This is a genomic window from Roseateles puraquae, from assembly GCF_002205845.1.
Classification (GTDB): domain Bacteria; phylum Pseudomonadota; class Gammaproteobacteria; order Burkholderiales; family Burkholderiaceae_C; genus Pelomonas; species Pelomonas puraquae.
Window position 1 is genome coordinate 191371 of record NZ_NISI01000001.1, and the last position, 13429, is coordinate 204799.

At 66.7% G+C, this 13429-nt stretch carries 14 protein-coding genes; 4 read left to right on the forward strand and 10 right to left on the reverse strand.

Annotation, left to right across the window (positions count from 1 at the left end; genetic code table 11):
* Positions 1 to 207: 207 nt before the first annotated feature.
* Positions 208 to 477, reverse strand: a complete 270-nt coding sequence (gene rpsO, locus CDO81_RS00860; RefSeq protein WP_088481284.1) for a 30S ribosomal protein S15 — start codon at positions 475 to 477, stop codon at positions 208 to 210.
* 406 nt (positions 478 to 883) lie between these two features.
* Between rpsO and CDO81_RS00865 the strand changes: the two genes are divergently transcribed.
* On the forward strand, positions 884 to 1318 hold the full coding sequence (locus CDO81_RS00865) for an Hsp20/alpha crystallin family protein (RefSeq protein WP_088481285.1): 435 nt from the start codon (positions 884 to 886) through the stop codon (positions 1316 to 1318).
* Here CDO81_RS00865 and tsaD read toward each other — a convergent pair.
* The 9 genes from tsaD to uvrB all read right to left on the reverse strand — a co-directional run bounded on the left by tsaD (position 1315) and on the right by uvrB (position 9961).
* A complete protein-coding gene (gene tsaD / locus CDO81_RS00870) occupies positions 1315 to 2358 on the reverse strand; it encodes a tRNA (adenosine(37)-N6)-threonylcarbamoyltransferase complex transferase subunit TsaD (RefSeq protein WP_241516796.1) in 1044 nt (347 codons plus the stop codon). The genes CDO81_RS00865 and tsaD overlap by 4 nt on opposite strands.
* Positions 2355 to 2693 (reverse strand): ISC system 2Fe-2S type ferredoxin, encoded by a 339-nt coding sequence (gene fdx / locus CDO81_RS00875; protein ID WP_088481286.1) that lies wholly within the window; start codon positions 2691 to 2693, stop codon positions 2355 to 2357. The genes tsaD and fdx overlap by 4 nt, the downstream gene beginning before the upstream one ends.
* An 11-nt stretch (positions 2694 to 2704) precedes the next feature.
* Positions 2705 to 4549: a Fe-S protein assembly chaperone HscA gene (gene hscA / locus CDO81_RS00880; RefSeq protein ID WP_088481287.1), complete on the reverse strand. Its 1845-nt coding sequence runs from the start codon at positions 4547 to 4549 to the stop codon at positions 2705 to 2707.
* 5 nt (positions 4550 to 4554) lie between these two features.
* The gene (gene hscB, locus CDO81_RS00885; RefSeq protein WP_088481288.1) at positions 4555 to 5073 is read right to left on the reverse strand and encodes a Fe-S protein assembly co-chaperone HscB; all 519 of its coding nucleotides are present in this window, start codon (positions 5071 to 5073) and stop codon (positions 4555 to 4557) included.
* A gap of 61 nt (positions 5074 to 5134) precedes the next feature.
* Positions 5135 to 5458 (reverse strand): iron-sulfur cluster assembly protein IscA, encoded by a 324-nt coding sequence (gene iscA, locus CDO81_RS00890; RefSeq protein ID WP_088481289.1) that lies wholly within the window; start codon positions 5456 to 5458, stop codon positions 5135 to 5137.
* Positions 5459 to 5462: 4 nt separating this feature from the next.
* The gene (gene iscU / locus CDO81_RS00895; protein WP_088481290.1) at positions 5463 to 5852 is read right to left on the reverse strand and encodes a Fe-S cluster assembly scaffold IscU; all 390 of its coding nucleotides are present in this window, start codon (positions 5850 to 5852) and stop codon (positions 5463 to 5465) included.
* Positions 5853 to 5870: 18 nt separating this feature from the next.
* Positions 5871 to 7091 carry an IscS subfamily cysteine desulfurase gene (locus CDO81_RS00900; RefSeq protein ID WP_088481291.1) on the reverse strand — a complete coding sequence of 407 codons (1221 nt, stop codon included), beginning with the start codon at positions 7089 to 7091 and terminating at the stop codon, positions 5871 to 5873.
* A 20-nt stretch (positions 7092 to 7111) separates the two neighbouring features.
* Positions 7112 to 7645: a Fe-S cluster assembly transcriptional regulator IscR gene (gene iscR, locus CDO81_RS00905; protein WP_025563988.1), complete on the reverse strand. Its 534-nt coding sequence runs from the start codon at positions 7643 to 7645 to the stop codon at positions 7112 to 7114.
* 186 nt (positions 7646 to 7831) lie between these two features.
* The gene (gene uvrB / locus CDO81_RS00910; protein ID WP_241516797.1) at positions 7832 to 9961 is read right to left on the reverse strand and encodes an excinuclease ABC subunit UvrB; all 2130 of its coding nucleotides are present in this window, start codon (positions 9959 to 9961) and stop codon (positions 7832 to 7834) included.
* A gap of 129 nt (positions 9962 to 10090) precedes the next feature.
* Here uvrB and CDO81_RS00915 point away from each other — a divergent pair, with 129 nt between their 5' ends.
* The 3 genes from CDO81_RS00915 to rsxB all read left to right on the forward strand — a co-directional run bounded on the left by CDO81_RS00915 (position 10091) and on the right by rsxB (position 13416).
* The gene (locus CDO81_RS00915) at positions 10091 to 11281 is read left to right on the forward strand and encodes an amino acid aminotransferase (protein WP_088481292.1); all 1191 of its coding nucleotides are present in this window, start codon (positions 10091 to 10093) and stop codon (positions 11279 to 11281) included.
* A 129-nt stretch (positions 11282 to 11410) separates the two neighbouring features.
* On the forward strand, positions 11411 to 12757 hold the full coding sequence (locus tag CDO81_RS00920; RefSeq protein ID WP_088481293.1) for a polyhydroxyalkanoate depolymerase: 1347 nt from the start codon (positions 11411 to 11413) through the stop codon (positions 12755 to 12757).
* Positions 12758 to 12768: 11 nt separating this feature from the next.
* Positions 12769 to 13416, forward strand: coding sequence for an electron transport complex subunit RsxB (gene rsxB, locus CDO81_RS00925; protein ID WP_088482382.1), 648 nt, complete (start codon positions 12769 to 12771; stop codon positions 13414 to 13416).
* The last annotated feature ends 13 nt before the right edge of the window (positions 13417 to 13429 follow it).

The window sequence follows — 13429 nt, forward strand, 5'->3', positions numbered from 1 at the left end:
GGTTGTGGTGGGCGCCCGCCACAGCGGCGCAGCACCCGGGTTGAACCGGAAACGAGGCTGGGTTTGGTCCAGATGCCATTCCAGGGCGACTCGCCGGGGAGCCGTCTTGGAATGATCCGTGACCACGTCAGCTTGGTTCCGGCAGATGGACAAAGAGCCTGTACTGGGCTTGATGGACCAGACAGGCTCCTTGTCGGATGCGGCAGATTACTTGCGAAGGCCCAGCTTGGCGATCAGCGCGGTGTAGCGGGCGGCGTCGACACGCTTCAGGTAGGCCAGCAGGCTCTTGCGGGTGTTGACCATCTTCAGCAGACCGCGGCGGCCGTGGTGGTCCTTGGCGTGGGTCTTGAAGTGGGGGGTCAGCTCGTTGATGCGGGCGGTCAGCAGAGCAACTTGGACTTCCGGGCTACCGGTGTCGTTGGCGCTGCGGGCATTGGCCTTGACGATTTCGGCCTTGTTCAGATCGGCGACGGACATGGTGTTTTCCAAAGGGTTTCGGAAGTCCGGCCGGGCGAGCGCCATCAAGGCGCAGCCGCAGACGGTTTCCGGAGGTTGACTTGCGGACACGGGGGAAACCGCCCCGAGCCGTGCTGGTGATTCGCGCCCTCGGGCCAAGGCCTGACGACGCAAAACCGGCGGAGTATAGCTGAAGGCCGGCAGGCGCCCTGCTTCAAGTACCTGCCTGAGTCGGCACGAAGGGCGTGACTTGCTGCCCGTCGACGCGATTTCAAGGTGTCGCACGACCCCTGCCCACCATTCATGTGACTTCGATCAAGCCGGCGCGAACCGCCTCTTGAAGCCAGACCAGCCGCGCCTAGCTGGGGGTCATCGGGTGCTGCTCCCGACATCACCCGAGCAGCGTCAGCCTCTTCAGGAGACCTCCATGTTCCTCGTTCCCGTGAACCGCAATCTGTCCGAACTGTCCCGCTCGCTGGACCGCTTCTTCGACGACAACTTCTTCGCTGACAACCGTGACGCCGGCACCGCCGCGTTGCGCAGCCCGGCGCTGGACGTGATCGAGTCGGAGACCGCGTACACCGTCAAGCTGGACATGCCCGGCGTCGCCAAGGACGCCGTCAAGGTCAACATCGACGGCCGCCGCATCAGCGTGGACGCCGAGCAGCGCAAGGACGACGAGAAGAAGGACGGTGAACGCGTCATCTATCGCGAGCGCACCGTGAGCCGCTTCTCGCGCACCTTCTCGCTGCCGCAGGAGATCAGCCAGAGCGACTCCAGCGCCAGCCTCGAACATGGCGTGCTGACGCTGAAGCTCGCCAAGCGCGGCGCCACCAGCGGCAGCCAGTTGACCGTCAATTAAGCCGAGGCCAGGTCCCAGCGGGGCCGCACCTCGAAACCGCCATCGTCTCGCGGCCGGGCCATGCCGCGCTGCACCCGCAGCGCGGCGGCCATGGCGATCATGGCGCCGTTGTCGGTGCATAGCTGCAGCTCCGGGTAATGCACCCGCACGCCGCGGCGCGCACAAGCCGCGTTGAGTTGCTCCCTCAGCAGCGCATTGGCGCCTACGCCTCCCGCCACCACCAGGCGCTTCATGCCGGTGGTCTTCAAGGCCAACAGCGACTTCTTCACCAGCACCTCGACGATGGCCGCCTGCGTGGACGCTGCGAGATCCGCGCGCGTCTGCTCGCAGGGGCTGTCGCCGATCTTCTTGACCTGCGTGAGCACCGCGGTCTTCAAGCCGGCGAAACTGAAGTCCGGCTTGCCGCTGTGCAGCAGCGGGCGCGGCAGCTCGAAGGCCTGCGGGTTGCCGAAGGCCGCCAGCCGGGCCAGGTGCGGGCCGCCCGGGTAAGGCAGGCCGAGCAGCTTGGCGCTCTTGTCGAAGGCTTCGCCGGCGGCATCGTCGATGGTCTCGCCGAGGATGTCGTACCGACCGACGCCTTCGACTCGCATCAGCTGCGTGTGACCGCCGCTCACCAGCAGCGCCACGAAAGGGAACTCGGGCGGGTCCGCCGACAGGAAGGGCGACAACAAATGCCCCTCCAGATGGTGGATGGGCAGAGCCGGCACATCCAGCGCCGCAGACAGCGACACGGCCACACCCGCGCCCACCAGCAGCGCACCGGCCAAGCCTGGCCCTTGGGTGTAGGCGATGAGGTCCACGTCCTGCAGCGACAGCCCGGCCTGGCCGAGCACTTCACGCGTCAGCGGCAGCACGCGGCGGACGTGGTCGCGTGAGGCCAGTTCAGGCACGACGCCACCATAGGCCTGGTGCATCGCGATCTGGCTGTGCAGCGCCTGGGCGAGCAACCGGGGCGGCGCGTCACCCGACACCTCGACGAGCGCCACGCCCGTCTCGTCGCAGGACGACTCGAAGCCGAGGATGCGCTGGACGGGCTTCACTTGCCCTCTTTGGCGTGATTGATCGAGTACTTGGGAATCTCGACCGTGATGTCCTGCTGGCGCAGCAGCGCCTGGCAGGACAGGCGCGAGTCGGGTTCGAGCCCCCAGGCGCGGTCCAGCATGTCTTCCTCATTCTCCTCCATCTCACTCAGCGAGCGCCCCCCCTCACGCACGATGACGTGGCAGGTGGTGCAGGCACAGACCTGGTCGCAAGCGTGCTCGATGGGAATGTCGTGGTCCAGCAGCGCTTCGCAGATCGAGGTGCCGGGGGCGGCGGTGATGGTCGCACCCTCAGGGCAATACTCGGCGTGGGGCAGGATCTTGATGACGGGCATGACAGGGATTCTCAGAGCTGGCTGACATCGCGGCCCGTCAGGGCGCGCGCGATGGAGCGGTTCATGCGTTCGGCGGCGAAGCCTTCGGTCGCTTCGGCCAGCGCCTTGGTTGCCGCCTCGATGGCGTCGGCGTCGGTGGCCATGGCGGCCAGTGCCGTCATGCGCGCTTCCAGCGCCTCGCGTTCTGCAACGGGCAAGAGGTCACCATCGGCCGCCAGCGCGCTGCGGGTGGCGAGCACCATGCGCTCAGCCTCCACGCGCGCTTCGCGCAGCTTGCGGGCGGCCATGTCGACCTCGGCGCTGGCAAAGCCGTCCTTGAGCATGCCGGCGATCTGATCATCGGACAGGCCGTAGCTCGGCTTGACTGTGATAGCCGCCTGCACACCCGAGGTCAGCTCCTGGGCCGACACACTGAGCAGGCCGTCGGCATCGACCTGAAAGCTCACACGGATGCGCGCCGCGCCGGCCGCCATGGGCGGGATGCCACGCAGCTCGAAGCGGGCGAGCGAGCGGCATTCGCTCACCAGCTCGCGCTCGCCCTGCACCACATGCAGCGCCATCGCGGTCTGGCCGTCCTTGAAGGTGGTGAAGTCCTGCGCCTTGGCCACAGGGATCGTGGAGTTGCGCTCGATGACGCGCTCGACCAGCCCGCCCATGGTCTCAAGGCCCAGCGAGAGCGGGATGACATCGAGCAGCAGAATTTCCCCGTCCGCCGCGTTGCCGGCCAGCTGGTTGGCTTGGATGGCCGCACCCAGCGCAACGACTTCGTCCGGATTCAGGTTGGTCAGCACCTCGCGGCCGAACAACTCGCTGACCGCGCGGCGCACCACCGGCATGCGGGTGGAACCGCCCACCATGACGGCGCCTTGCACGTCGCCCGGCTTGACCTTGGCGTCGCGAAGCACACGCTTGACAGCTGACAGGGTTCGGGCGACGAGGGGCCGTGTCAGTTCTTCGAACTGCACCCGCGTGACACTGACCCGCAGTTCGCCCGCGTCCAGCGCCGCCACGAGCTCGGTCGATTCGGCGTCCGACAGGGCCTCCTTGGCCGCGCGCGCGGCCACCAGCACCGCCCGTTTGTCGTGGGCAGATTGGATGACGCGACCGTCCAGCGCCCACTCCGCCAGCGCGCGGTCGAAGTCGTCCCCACCGAGGGCCGCATCACCGCCGGTGGCCACGACCTCGAAGACGCCGCGGGTCAGGCGCAGCAGCGAGATGTCGAACGTGCCGCCACCCAGGTCGTAGACGGCGTAGAGGCCTTCACTGGCGTTGTCCAGGCCGTAGGCGATGGCTGCTGCCGTGGGCTCGTTGATGAGGCGCAGCACCTTCAGACCGGCCAGCTCGGCGGCATCCTTGGTGGCCTGGCGCTGGGCATCGTCGAAGTAGGCCGGCACCGTGATGACGGCGCCGAAGAGGTCGTCGAGGAAGCTGTCTTCCGCGCGGAAACGCAGGGTCGCCAGGATCTCGGCCGACACCTCCACCGGGCTCTTCACACCATCGCGGGTGGCCAGCCCCAGCATGCCGGGGCGGTCTTCGAACTGGTAGGGCAGATGCTCGCGGTTCGCCACATCGGCCACGCTGCGGCCCATGAAGCGCTTGACGGACACGATGGTGTTCTCGGGGTCCTCGGCCTGGGCGGCAAGCGCGTCAGCGCCGATCTGGCGCCGGCCTTCAGGAAGGTAGCGCACGGCCGAGGGCAGGATCACGCGTCCCTGCTCATCGGGCAGGCATTCGGCTACGCCGTGGCGCACGGCGGCCACCAAGGAGTGCGTCGTGCCGAGGTCAATGCCAACGGCAATGCGGCGCTGGTGCGGGTCTGGCGAGGCGCCGGGTTCGGAAATCTGGAGAAGAGCCATGGCAATCAGGCATCGAGCGCTGCGAGGCGCTGGTCAATGTCGGCGCGAAAGCGCTGGATGAACATCAGCGCCCTCACCTGCGCAGCCGCGGCCGGCGCGTCGTGGCGCTCGTCGAGCAACTGCGCGGCCTGCGCCAGGGCGGCGGCCTCCGCAGCGGCTGCATCGTCGTCGAGTGCTTCAAGCGCGGCTTCATGACGCGCTTCGTCCAGGGCCTCGCGCCATTCCATCTGCTGCATCAGAAAGGCGGCCGGCATCTGGGTGTTGTTCTCGGCCTGCACCGGTGCCCCGCGCAATTCGCACAGGTAGGCAGCTCGCTTGAGCGGGTCTTTCAGGCGCTGGTAGGCCTCATTGACGCGCATCGCCCACTGCATGGCCACGCGCTGGGCGGCCGCGCCTTCGGCGGCGAAACGGTCGGGGTGCACCTCAGCCTGCAAGGCTTTCCAGCGCGCATCGATGGCGGCGCGATCCTGGGCTTGCGTCTCGGGCAGGCCAAAGAGCTGGAAGTCGTTGTCGGTCAGGCGCATGGGCGAGCGGTGAAAACAAAAAGCGCGGACGGTGCCGCGCTCCGGGGAACGTCAGTGTCGGTCACACCCGGAAGGATTCGCCACAGCCGCAGCGGTCCTTCTCCCGCGGGTTGCGGAACTTGAAGCCTTCGTTGAGGCCCTCGCGGACGAAGTCCAGCTCGGTACCGTCCAGGTAAGGCAGGCTCTTCGGGTCGATCAGGATCTTGACCTCGTGACCCTCGAAGACGACGTCTTCCGGCGCCACTTCATCGGCGTACTCCAGCTTGTAGGCCAGGCCCGAACAACCGGTCGTCTTGACGCCCAGGCGCACGCCCACGCCTTTGCCGCGCTTGGCGATGTAGCGCTTGACGTGGCGGGCCGCGGCTTCAGTCAGGGTGACGGACATGGGCTCAGGCGTTGGCGTGCTTGGCGCGGTAGTCGTCCACGGCGGCCTTGATGGCGTCTTCAGCCAGGATGGAGCAGTGGATCTTGACCGGCGGCAGGGCCAGCTCTTCAGCGATCTGGGTGTTCTTGATCGTGAGCGCCTCATCCAGCGTCTTACCCTTGACCCATTCGGTCACGAGTGAGCTGGAGGCAATGGCCGAGCCGCAGCCATAGGTCTTGAACTTTGCGTCCTCGATCTTGCCGGTGGCCGGGTTCACCTTGATCTGCAACTTCATCACGTCGCCGCAGGCCGGCGCGCCGACCATGCCGGTGCCGACGTCTTCATCGCCCTTGTCGAAGTTGCCGACGTTGCGGGGGTTTTCGTAGTGGTCGACGACCTTGTCGCTGTATGCCATGTTGTTCTCCTGAGGGGCTCAATGAGCGGCCCACTGAATGGTGCTGAGGTCGATGCCGTCCTTGTACATGTCCCAGAGCGGCGACAGCTCGCGCAGTTTGGCCACGCGATCCGTCAGGACGCTGACGGCGTAGTCGATCTCTTCTTCGGTCGTGAAGCGGCCGATGGTCATGCGCAGCGAGCTGTGGGCGAGCTCGTCACTGCGACCCAGCGCGCGCAGCACATAGCTGGGCTCCAGGCTGGCCGAGGTGCAGGCCGAGCCCGACGACACGGCAATGCCCTTGACGCCCATGATCAGCGACTCGCCCTCGACATAGTTGAACGAGATGTTGAGGTTGTGCGGCACCCGGCGCTCCAGGTCGCCGTTGATGAAGGTCTGCTCAATGCCGGACAGCCCCTTGATCAGGCGCTGCTGCAGCGCACGGATGCGCTCCTGCTCGACGCCCATTTCCTCACGGGCGATGCGGAAGGCCTCACCCATGCCGACGATCTGGTGCGTGGGCAGCGTGCCCGAGCGCATGCCGCGCTCGTGGCCGCCGCCGTGCATCTGGGCCTCCAGGCGCACGCGCGGCTTGCGGCGCACGTACAGCGCACCCATGCCCTTGGGGCCGTAGGTCTTGTGGGCCGACATGCTCATCAGGTCGATGGGCAGCTCAGCCATGTTGATTGCGACCTTGCCGGTCGCCTGGGCCGCGTCGACGTGGAAGATGATCCCGCGCTCACGACACAGCTTGCCGATGGCCACCACGTCCTGGATGACGCCGATCTCGTTGTTCACGAACATGACCGACACCAGGATGGTGTCGGGGCGCAGCGCGGCTTGGAAAGCGTCCAGGTCGAGCAGACCGTTCGGCAGCACGTCGAGATAGGTGACCTCGAAGCCCTGGCGCTCCAGCTCGCGCATGGTGTCCAGCGTCGCCTTGTGCTCGGTCTTGACCGTGATCAGGTGCTTGCCGCGGGTCTTGTAGAACTGCGCGGCGCCCTTGAGCGCCAGATTGATGGCTTCGGTGGCGCCCGAGGTCCAGACGATCTCGCGCGGGTCGGCCCCGATCAGCTCGGCGACCTGGGTGCGCGCCTTTTCCACGGCCTCTTCCGCCTCCCAGCCCCAGGCGTGGCTGCGCGAGGCCGGATTGCCGAAATGCTCGCGCAGCCAGGGGATCATGGCGTCCACCACGCGGGGGTCGCACGGCGTGGTCGCGCCGTAGTCGAGGTAGATCGGGAAATGCGGGGTCATGTCCATGGGAAGACTGCTCGAAAGACTTACTTGCTGAAGGCGCCGCCCAGGGCGAAAACGGAGTTCGGGGCGGTCACGCGGATGGGCTTGAGCACCGGCTGGCTGGAGATGGCGCGCTTGACCGGCGCCGCCTCGACCTCGAAGCCCTTGGCAAGCTGCTCGTCGGCCAGCTTGCGCAGCGAGACGGAGTCGAGGTACTCGATCATCTTGGCGTTGAGGTTGGTCCAGAGCTCATGGGTGATGCAGCGGCCGCTGTCCTCGCCCATGCAGTTCTCCTTGCCGCCGCAGCCGGTGGCGTCCAGGGCTTCATCGACGGCCACGATGATGTCGGCGACCGTGATGTCCTCAGCCTTGCGGCCCAGCGAATAGCCGCCGCCCGGGCCGCGCGTGCTCTCGACGAGCTCGTGGCGGCGCAGCTTGCCGAACAGCTGCTCCAGGTAGGACAGGGAGATCTGCTGACGCTGGCTGATCGCGGCCAGGGCGACCGGCCCCGTGTTCTCGCGCAGCGCCAGATCCAACATCGCGGTGACTGCAAACCGGCCTTTGGTAGTGAGACGCATGAAAAACTCCTTTGCGAGATGACGAGACCAGGATTTGTCCTGGACAAATGAGTCGGGATAACCCGGGGAGGGCTGGACAATAGCCGACCGAATCATTTCCGATGATTTTACTCGACTAAACGACCCAAGGGGGGTCACCCCAGGTGGCCCCACGTAAAGACGGGTTAATGCTGCGCCGCAATAGCGTCAGCGGGTGCCGGCCCCTTTGCGGGCACTGTCCAGGGGCACGATGTTGTCATGCACCACGGCGCCGAAAGCCTGCTCGCGCAGCTGCGCCAGCTGGTCGCGCAGGCGGGCCGCCTTCTCGAATTCGAGGTTGCGCGCGTGCTCCAGCATCTGCTTCTCGAGCTGGGCGATGCGCTTGGCGAGGTCTTTCTCCGACAACTCCTCCACCTTGGCGGCCGCCAGCAGCTTGGCTTCGTCCCGGCCGGCCTCCTCGGAATAGACGCCGTCGATCAGATCCTTGATCCGCTTTTGCACGCTGCGCGGCGTGATGCCGTGCTCTTCGTTGAAGGCAATCTGCTTGGCCCTGCGCCGCTCCGTCTCGTCGATGGCCTTGCGCATCGAATCGGTGATGCGGTCCGCATACAGGATGGCCTTGCCGTTGAGGTTGCGCGCCGCGCGGCCGATGGTCTGGATGAGGCTGCGCTCGGCCCGCAGGAAGCCTTCCTTGTCGGCGTCCAGGATGGCCACCAGGGACACCTCGGGAATGTCCAAGCCCTCGCGCAGCAGGTTGATGCCCACCAGCACGTCAAAAGCGCCCAGACGCAGGTCCCGCAAGATCTCCACCCGCTCGACGGTGTCGACGTCCGAGTGCAGATAACGCACTTTCACGCCGTTGTCGCTGAGGTAGTCGGTCAACTGCTCGGCCATGCGCTTGGTCAGCGTCGTGATCAGCACGCGCTCGTTGGCCTCCACCCGCAGGCGGATCTCCTGCAGCACGTCGTCCACCTGATGCGTGGCCGGCCGCACCTCGACCTGCGGGTCCACCAGGCCGGTCGGGCGCACGACCTGCTCGACCACCTGGCCGGCGTTGTCCTGCTCGTACTGGCCTGGCGTGGCCGACACGAAGATGGCCTGGCGCATCTTGCGTTCGAACTCCGCAAACTTCAGCGGCCGGTTGTCCAGCGCCGAGGGCAGGCGGAAACCGTACTCGACCAGCGTCGTCTTGCGCGCCCGGTCGCCGTTGTACATGCCGCCGAACTGGCCGATCAGCACATGGCTTTCGTCCAGGAACATCACCGCATCCGGCGGCAAGTAGTCCACCAGCGTCGGCGGCGGGTCGCCCGGCGCCGCGCCCGACAGGTGGCGCGTGTAGTTCTCGATGCCCTTGCAGTGGCCGACCTCCTGCAGCATCTCCAGGTCGAATCGGGTGCGCTGTTCCAGCCGTTGGGCTTCCACCAGCTTGCCTTCCTTGACGAAGAAGTCCACGCGCTCGCGCAACTCCTGCTTAATGGCCTCGGCGGCGGCCAGCACGCGCTCCCGCGGCGTCACGTAGTGGCTGCTCGGGTAGACGGTGAAGCGCGGGATCTTCTGCCGTACCTGGCCGGTCAGCGGGTCGAACAGCGACAGGCCGTCGATCTCGTCGTCGAACAGCTCGATGCGAATGGCCAGCTCCGAGTGCTCGGCCGGGAACACGTCGATGGTGTCGCCGCGCACGCGAAAGTGGCCGCGGCTGAATTCCATCTCATTGCGGGTGTACTGCATGCGGATGAGATGCGCGATGACGTCGCGCTGGCCGAGCTTGTCGCCCACGCGCAGCGTCATCACCATCTGGTGGTAGTCCGCCGGCGAGCCGATGCCGTAGATGGCCGAGACGGAGGCCACGATGACCACGTCGCGCCGCTCCAGCAGGCTCTTGGTACAGCTCAGGCGCATCTGCTCGATGTGCTCATTGATGGCGCTGTCCTTCTCAATGAAGAGGTCGCGCTGCGGCACGTACGCCTCGGGCTGGTAGTAGTCGTAGTAGCTGACGAAGTACTCCACCGCGTTCTTCGGGAAGAAGTCCTTGAACTCGCTGTAGAGCTGGGCCGCCAGCGTCTTGTTGGGCGCAAAGACGATGGCCGGCCGGCCCAGTCGGGCGATGACGTTGGCCATCGTGTAGGTTTTGCCCGAGCCGGTCACGCCGAGCAGCGTCTGGAAGCTCAGGCCGTCTCCCACGCCCTCGACAAGCTGAGCGATGGCCGTCGGTTGATCCCCCGCCGGCGGGAAAGGCTGGAACAGTTGGAACGGGGAGCCTTCGAAGCTGACGAATTCGCCCTTGCGCTCCTCCGAGTCACTTTCGGGGCCGGACATGGCGTTCAAGGCTTCTTGCATGGGGGATTCCCTGGGTTCGGCGGCAAAATCGCCACGCTGCTGGGTCTGCACGGAGAAACCGGGCAGGTTAGCGCAGACCCCGATCTTTCAACCCTCCCCTGCTGCCAACGCCCTTTCAGGAATCCGCTCATGTCCTCCTTGTTTGCCGACGTCGCCCTTGCCCCCCGTGATCCCATCCTCGGCCTGAACGAGCAGTTCAATGCCGACACCCGCCCGGGCAAGGTCAACCTCGGCGTCGGCGTCTACTACGACGAAGCCGGCAAGCTGCCCCTGCTGAAGTGCGTGCGCGAGGCAGAGGCCGCCATGGCCGCCGCCCCCAAGCCGCGCGGCTATCTGCCCATCGACGGCATCGCCGCCTACGACAAGGCGGTGCAGAAGCTGGTCTTCGGCAGCGAGCTGAAGAACGTGGCCACCGTGCAGGCCCTCGGCGGCACGGGTGCGCTCAAGATCGGCGCCGACTTCCTGAAGCAGCTCAACCCGGGCGCCAAGGTACTCATCTCCGACCCCAGCTGGGAGAACCACCGCGCGCTGTTCACCCAGGCAGGCTTCAAGGTGGAGACCTACCCGTACTACGACGCCGCCAACAAGGGCATCAACTTCGCCGGCATGCTGGCCGCGCTGGACGCTGCGCCGGCTGGCACCATCGTCGTGCTGCACGCCTGCTGCCACAACCCGACCGGCTATGACATCACCGCCGCGCAGTGGGCCGAGGTGGTCGCCGTGGTCAAGGCCAAGGGCCTGACGCCCTTCCTCGACATGGCCTACCAAGGTTTCGGCTTTGGCCTCGAGGAAGACGGCGAGGCGGTGCGCCAGTTCCAGGCCTCGGGCGTGGGCTTCTTCGTGTCGACCAGCTTCTCCAAGAGCTTCTCGCTGTACGGCGAGCGCGTGGGCGCCTTGAGCGTGTTCTGCGCCAGCGACGACGAGGCCACGCGCGTGCTGTCGCAGCTGAAGATCATGATTCGCACGAACTACTCCAACCCGCCGACGCACGGCGCCCAGGTCGTGGCGGCCGTGTTGTCCGACGACAAGCTGCGCGCCCTGTGGGAGGAAGAGCTGGCCGGCATGCGCGTGCGCATCAAGGCGATGCGCTCCGCCCTCGTGGCAGCGCTGAAGGCGGCCGGCGTCACGCAGGACCTGTCCTTCGTGACCGAGCAGCTCGGCATGTTCAGCTACTCTGGGCTGAGCGCCACACAGATGCAGCGTCTGCGCAGCGAGTTCGGCGTCTACGGGGTCGACTCCGGCCGCATCTGCGTGGCGGCGCTGAACGAAGGCAACCTGCCGACCGTGGCAGCAGCGATGGCCGCCGTGCTGAAGGGCTGAGCCCCGCATGCACCGTTGAAGTGCGCAGGATTGGCGGTTTGGCCGCCGGTCCGATGTTGCACTGCACAAGGCCGCAAACGTTTTCTGGCACCATCAGCGCATTCCTGCGCCTCTCGTCCAAGGTTCGCCATGCTGTATCAGTTCTTCGAAACCCAGCGCGCCCTGCTGAGCCCCTTCTCGGAGTTCGCCGCCGCTTCGGCCAAGCTCTACAGCCATCCGCTGTCGCCGTTCGCACACACGCCGATGGCGCAGCGGCTGTCCGCCGGGCTGGACCTGATGCACCGGCTGGCCAAGGACTACGAGAAGCCTGAGTTCGACATCAAGACCGTCGAGGTCGACGGCGTGCAGGTGGCCGTGCAGGAGCTGGTGGCCCAGGAAAAGCCCTTCTGCCGGCTGCTGCGCTTCAAGCGCTACACCGATGACCCGGCAGTGCTCGCCAAGATGAAGGACCAGCCTACGGTGCTCGTGGTGGCACCGCTGTCGGGCCACCACAGCACGCTGCTGCGGGAGACGGTCAAGCAACTGCTCAAGGACCACAAGGTCTACATCACCGACTGGACGGACGCCCGCATGGTGCCTGTCGAGGTCGGCCCCTTCCACCTGGACGACTACATCCGCTACGTGCAGGAGTTCATCCGGCAGGTTGGGGGCGCTGACTGCCATGTGATGTCGGTCTGCCAGCCCACCGTGCCGGTGCTGGCCGCCATCTCGCTGATGGCCAGCGCCGGTGAGCCCACGCCCCGCAGCATGACCATGATGGGCGGCCCCATCGACGCCCGCAAGAGTCCGACGGCCGTCAACAACCTGGCCATGAACCGCAGCTACAGCTGGTTCGAGAACAACGTCATCTACCGCGTGCCGACCAACTTCCCCGGCGCGGGCCGCGCGGTCTACCCCGGCTTCCTGCAGCACACCGGTTTCGTGGCGATGAACCCTGATCGCCACCTGTCCTCGCATTACGACTACTTCCTGGACCTGGTGCGCGGCGACGACGACAGCGCGGAAGCCCACCGTCGCTTCTACGACGAATACAACGCCGTGCTCGACATGCCGGCCGAGTACTACCTGGACACCATCAAGACGGTCTTCCAGGACTTCGCGCTGGTCAATGGCACCTGGCAGGTCGACGGTGCGTTCGTTCGCCCCCAAGACATCACCACCACCGCGCTGCTGACCGTGGAAGGCGAGCTCGACGACATCTCCGGCGCCGGCCAGACCCGCGCGGCGCACGACCTGTGCGCCGGCGTGCCCAAGCAGCACCAGTACCACTACGACGCCATCGGCGCTGGCCACTACGGCATCTTCTCGGGCCGTCGGTGGCGCGAGAAGGTGTACCCGGAGGTGCGCGAGTTCATTGCGAAGTACGAGGCTGCGCCGCTGAAGAAAACCGCCAAGGCCACCCCAGCCAAGGCCGCCGTGAAGGCAGCGCCCCGCGCGGCAGCCAAGGCCGCGCCGGCCCGCAAGCGCAAAGCGTGAGCCTCGCGGGCGTGAACCTCGCGGCCCAGATCGACGCCGCGCTGCCGCAGACCCAATGCACCCGCTGCGGCTACCCGGATTGCCGCCGCTACGCCGAGGCCCTCGCGGCCGGTGAGGCCGAGATCAACCAGTGCCCGCCCGGCGGTGCCGAGGGCGTCGCGCGCCTGGCCGCCCTCACCGGCCGGCCGGTGCTGCCACTGAACCCCATTCATGGCATCGAAGCCACGCGCGGCGTGGCCGTCATCGACGAGGCCTGGTGCATCGGCTGCACCCTGTGCATCAAGGCCTGCCCAGCGGACTGCATCGTGGGTGCTCCCAAGGCCATGCATGTGGTGGTGGCGGCACAGTGCACCGGCTGCGAGCTGTGCGTGCCGGCCTGCCCGGTGGACTGCATCTCCATGCCGGAGGTCACCACGTCCACCGGCTGGTCCGCCTGGAGCCAAGCCCAGGCCGACGAGGCGCGGGACCGCTATGCCTTCAAGCAGTTCCGCCGCCACCGCGAGGCCGAGGAGAACGATGCGCGGCTGATGGCCAAGGCCGAGGCCAAGCTGGCCGACGTGGCTGCGGCCTCCGTCATCACCGACCCGGCCACGCTGGACCGCAAGCGTGCGGTCATCGAGGCCGCCCTGGCCCGGGCCCGCGCCAAGCGCGGCGCCTGAAGCGCACGACACA

What these genes read in the sequence shown, in the direction of transcription:
- rpsO (WP_088481284.1), bottom strand. Translation starts at nt 477, where the DNA reads ATGTCCGTCGCCGATCTGAACAAGGCCGAAATCGTCAAGGCCAATGCC.
- CDO81_RS00865 (WP_088481285.1), top strand. Translation starts at nt 884, where the DNA reads ATGTTCCTCGTTCCCGTGAACCGCAATCTGTCCGAACTGTCCCGCTCG.
- fdx (WP_088481286.1), bottom strand. Translation starts at nt 2,693, where the DNA reads ATGCCCGTCATCAAGATCCTGCCCCACGCCGAGTATTGCCCTGAGGGT.
- hscA (WP_088481287.1), bottom strand. Translation starts at nt 4,549, where the DNA reads ATGGCTCTTCTCCAGATTTCCGAACCCGGCGCCTCGCCAGACCCGCAC.
- hscB (WP_088481288.1), bottom strand. Translation starts at nt 5,073, where the DNA reads ATGCGCCTGACCGACAACGACTTCCAGCTCTTTGGCCTGCCCGAGACG.
- iscA (WP_088481289.1), bottom strand. Translation starts at nt 5,458, where the DNA reads ATGTCCGTCACCCTGACTGAAGCCGCGGCCCGCCACGTCAAGCGCTAC.
- iscU (WP_088481290.1), bottom strand. Translation starts at nt 5,852, where the DNA reads ATGGCATACAGCGACAAGGTCGTCGACCACTACGAAAACCCCCGCAAC.
- CDO81_RS00900 (WP_088481291.1), bottom strand. Translation starts at nt 7,091, where the DNA reads ATGGACATGACCCCGCATTTCCCGATCTACCTCGACTACGGCGCGACC.
- iscR (WP_025563988.1), bottom strand. Translation starts at nt 7,645, where the DNA reads ATGCGTCTCACTACCAAAGGCCGGTTTGCAGTCACCGCGATGTTGGAT.
- uvrB (WP_241516797.1), bottom strand. Translation starts at nt 9,961, where the DNA reads ATGCAAGAAGCCTTGAACGCCATGTCCGGCCCCGAAAGTGACTCGGAG.
- CDO81_RS00915 (WP_088481292.1), top strand. Translation starts at nt 10,091, where the DNA reads ATGTCCTCCTTGTTTGCCGACGTCGCCCTTGCCCCCCGTGATCCCATC.
- CDO81_RS00920 (WP_088481293.1), top strand. Translation starts at nt 11,411, where the DNA reads ATGCTGTATCAGTTCTTCGAAACCCAGCGCGCCCTGCTGAGCCCCTTC.